The sequence below is a fragment of the Bacillus haikouensis genome (genome assembly GCF_013179555.1).
Classification (GTDB): domain Bacteria; phylum Bacillota; class Bacilli; order Bacillales; family Bacillaceae_B; genus Rossellomorea; species Rossellomorea haikouensis_A.
The window spans coordinates 1-3,272 of sequence record NZ_JABMCR010000374.1; the positions used below are offsets into that span (position 1 = coordinate 1).

The following is a 3,272-nucleotide window of genomic DNA, read 5'->3' on the forward strand; positions in this document are numbered from 1 at the left end:
ATACAAGAAACGTTAAATCAAATGCCGATCTGCGTTCAGGTATGTATGCTGTCATTTTGCTTGGTTTGATGATTGCATTGGTTACTTTCGGCATTCTTTCGATGATCGTGGCAATGTCAATTATGACTATGGTTCTTGTACTGTTTAAAATGGTCTATCCCAAGGAAATAAAAGATTACATTCAATGGGACGTTCTTCTTATTATTTCATGTTCATTTGGAATCGGTTATGCGTTGTCCAATTCAGGGCTGGCTGCTTTCATTGCCGATCTTTTGATTAGTTTGACCGCTCCATTTGGCGTGCTCGCTGTAATAATATGTGTTTACCTTCTGACGAATTTATTTACCGAAATGATGACCAACAGTGCCGCTGCAGTTTTGATGTTCCCCATCGTAATGGAGGTAGCATCTTCAATGAGTATTTCTCCTTCTGCTTTAGCAGTTGTTGTCGCTGTAGCAGCGTCGGCAAGCTTTGCAACACCGATTGGTTATCAGACTAATCTGATTGTATATGGTCCCGGTGGATACCGCTTTCTGGACTTTTTGAAAGCAGGGCTGCCATTAAGCCTTCTTACAATGATTACGACCACTATACTCATCTATTTCTTATGGATGTAGACGATCAAGGGGGTGAGGATGATGAGTGAAAAGAATATCGTCTGGCACGAAGGAAAAGTAACAAAAAAGCACAGACAAACAATGAACCGGCACAGAAGTGCAATCCTTTGGTTTACTGGATTATCGGGGTCGGGGAAATCCACTATTTCGGTAGAACTTGAAAAAGCATTGTATGTTATGGATATCAGAACGTTTAGACTTGACGGGGACAATATCCGCCACGGATTAAACAGTGATTTGGGATTTACGGAGAAAGACCGCAAAGAGAATATCAGGAGGATCGGTGAGGTCTCAAAATTGATGGTTGGTGCAGGACTCTTGACTCTGACTGCATTTATTTCTCCCTTCAAAAACGACAGGGATGCCGTCAGATCATTGATGGAAGACGGAGAGTTCATCGAGATATACGTTCATGCCAGTGTCGAAGCATGCGAAAACAGGGACCCAAAAGGGTTGTATAAAAAAGCGAGGAATGGAAAGATCAAGGGTTTCACAGGAATTGATTCACCATATGAAGCTCCTGATTCACCTGAGCTTTTTATTAATACAGAAACGTTGACAATCGATGAATCTGTCGAACAAATTCTTGCGTACCTAAAAGAGCATCATTATCTGTAACTCTATGTAGAATTCTCTATAGAGAGAATTCTACATTTTATTGCATGTCCGATTACTGAAAAACAAGAAATAAAGATTAATAAGAGGTGTAGAAATGCTTAAGAAACTAATAGAAATTGCCCTTATGGCTGGCCAGCAAATGATGACTGTTTATCAAAAAGATTTTCAGGTAGAACGTAAAAGTGATGATTCACCTTTGACGTGTGCAGATCGTCTTTCCCAATGCATCATTCAAAAAGAACTGAAAGTAAATTGGCCGGACATACCGATACTCAGCGAGGAAGGGGCTTCCATTCCCTATCAAGAGAGAGCTTCATGGGAAAAATTTTGGCTTGTTGACCCTTTGGACGGTACGAAAGAATTCATAAAAAAAAACGGGGAATTCACGGTTAACATCGCCCTTATCCAGAAGGGAAAACCTGTGATTGGTGTCATATATGCACCTGCTTTGGACATCCTTTATTATGCTGAAGAAAACGAGGGTGCCTTTAAAGATACGGCAGCAAGCAAAAAAGGGACACAGCGGAAGCGGCTTCATGTCGATCTTGTAAGCAAAACAAAAAAAGTTGTCGTCAGCCGTTCACATATGTCCAATGAAACTGTGTCATATGTAAAAAGGCTTGAAAATCAAGAAGAAATACTAAATTTGATATCAATCGGAAGTTCCCTTAAATTTTGCCTTGTGGCAGAAGGCACTGCCCATTATTATCCCCGACTCGCACCAACAATGGAATGGGATACCGCTGCAGGACATTGCATTGCTGTAGAAGCAGGCTGTCAAGTACTCGATTATCAAACTTCAGCACCACTCACGTACAACAAGGAAGTATTGGTAAACCCATGGTTCATATGCTCCATCTAACGTTGATAGACAGTTATTCAGGCAAGTTCTTCACGGAATAACGCTCTCAGACATAAACTGGATGGAATCACTCTATGCTAATAAAGGGGAGAAACCAATGGTAAAACACCCTCCTAAAGTATCGGTGATCTTTCCGGTACGAAATGAAGGCAAGAATGTCAAAATGACGCTTGATTCCCTTTTCCTCGTTCAAACCAATATTGAGGTGGAAGCAATCATTGTGGACGATGGATCAACCGATGGATGCTGTGATTTCATTTCAACATACCAAAATAAACAAAGAGTCAATTACATCAGAACACAAGGGCTCGGACCCGCACAAGCGAGGAATCTTGGCGCATCAAAAGCTAAGTATCCCTATTTGGCATTCTGTGATGCTCACATGACGTTTGAGCATTTCTGGCTCGACCGCCTGGTATTCTTTTTAACATCCGGTTATTCTGATGCTGTTTGTCCGGCGATTGGATCAATAGACGATCCTAAAGTCATCGGTTACGGCCAATCTTTAACACCTTCATTAAAAATAAAATGGAACCAGAAACGAAAAAATTTATTCGAAACGGCCATTCTTCCAGGCGCATGCATCATTATATCGAAGAAGGTGTTTGAAGATGTAGAACGCTTTGACGATGGCTTTTCATCCTGGGGCTTTGAAGATGTGGAGTTATCTTTGAAATTATGGTTATTCGGATACAAATGCCACTGTGAACCAAACGTAAAAGTACTTCACCTGTTCAGGATTTCGCACCCATATAAAGTAAATTACGAAGGCATCTATTACAACCTCATTAGAATGGCTTATCTTCATTTCGATGATGCAAGAATCAAAAAAGCAAGGTCCCTTGTCATTCATGGCTCACCTTCTAAAATCGAAAAAAAAGTACTCGCTGATGGAGTACTGAACAAACGCGCAAGGTATAGTAAAAAACAGAAAAGGCTTGTTGATGAAATATTCAAGACGTTCAGTATCTATTTCTAGTTTTGGAAAACATCCCAGTGCAGCTTCAATTTGTACAGGGATGTTTTTAATTTTCTCTTATATATTGAATGGTATCTGCTAAACTAACTTCAAACGGAATGGTTGGTCGCCATCCCAGTCCTCGAATCCCTGTAATATCGATAGGACCGGTTTCCACTTTTTCAAATTGATCAGCTGTGATTCTGATACTTGATCC

4 protein-coding genes are annotated in these 3,272 nt (G+C 40.6%); all 4 read left to right on the top strand.

Annotated features, from left to right (window positions below):
- Window positions 1–617, top strand: a 617-nt coding sequence (locus HP456_RS21720) for an SLC13 family permease (protein WP_172254996.1), incomplete at its 5' end; no start/stop codon positions are given.
- Between the two features lie 21 nt (window positions 618–638).
- A complete protein-coding gene (gene cysC / locus HP456_RS21725; RefSeq protein ID WP_172255002.1) occupies window positions 639–1,235 on the top strand; it encodes an adenylyl-sulfate kinase in 597 nt (198 codons plus the stop codon).
- A gap of 94 nt (window positions 1,236–1,329) precedes the next feature.
- Entirely contained in the window at window positions 1,330–2,097 is a 768-nt protein-coding gene (gene cysQ / locus HP456_RS21730; protein ID WP_172254998.1) for a 3'(2'),5'-bisphosphate nucleotidase CysQ, read from the top strand.
- Window positions 2,098–2,194: 97 nt separating this feature from the next.
- Entirely contained in the window at window positions 2,195–3,076 is an 882-nt protein-coding gene (locus HP456_RS21735; protein WP_172255000.1) for a glycosyltransferase family 2 protein, read from the top strand.
- Window positions 3,077–3,272 lie beyond the last annotated feature (196 nt).

What these genes read in the sequence shown, in the direction of transcription:
- cysC (WP_172255002.1), top strand. Translation starts at nt 639, where the DNA reads ATGAGTGAAAAGAATATCGTCTGGCACGAAGGAAAAGTAACAAAAAAG.
- cysQ (WP_172254998.1), top strand. Translation starts at nt 1,330, where the DNA reads ATGCTTAAGAAACTAATAGAAATTGCCCTTATGGCTGGCCAGCAAATG.
- HP456_RS21735 (WP_172255000.1), top strand. Translation starts at nt 2,195, where the DNA reads ATGGTAAAACACCCTCCTAAAGTATCGGTGATCTTTCCGGTACGAAAT.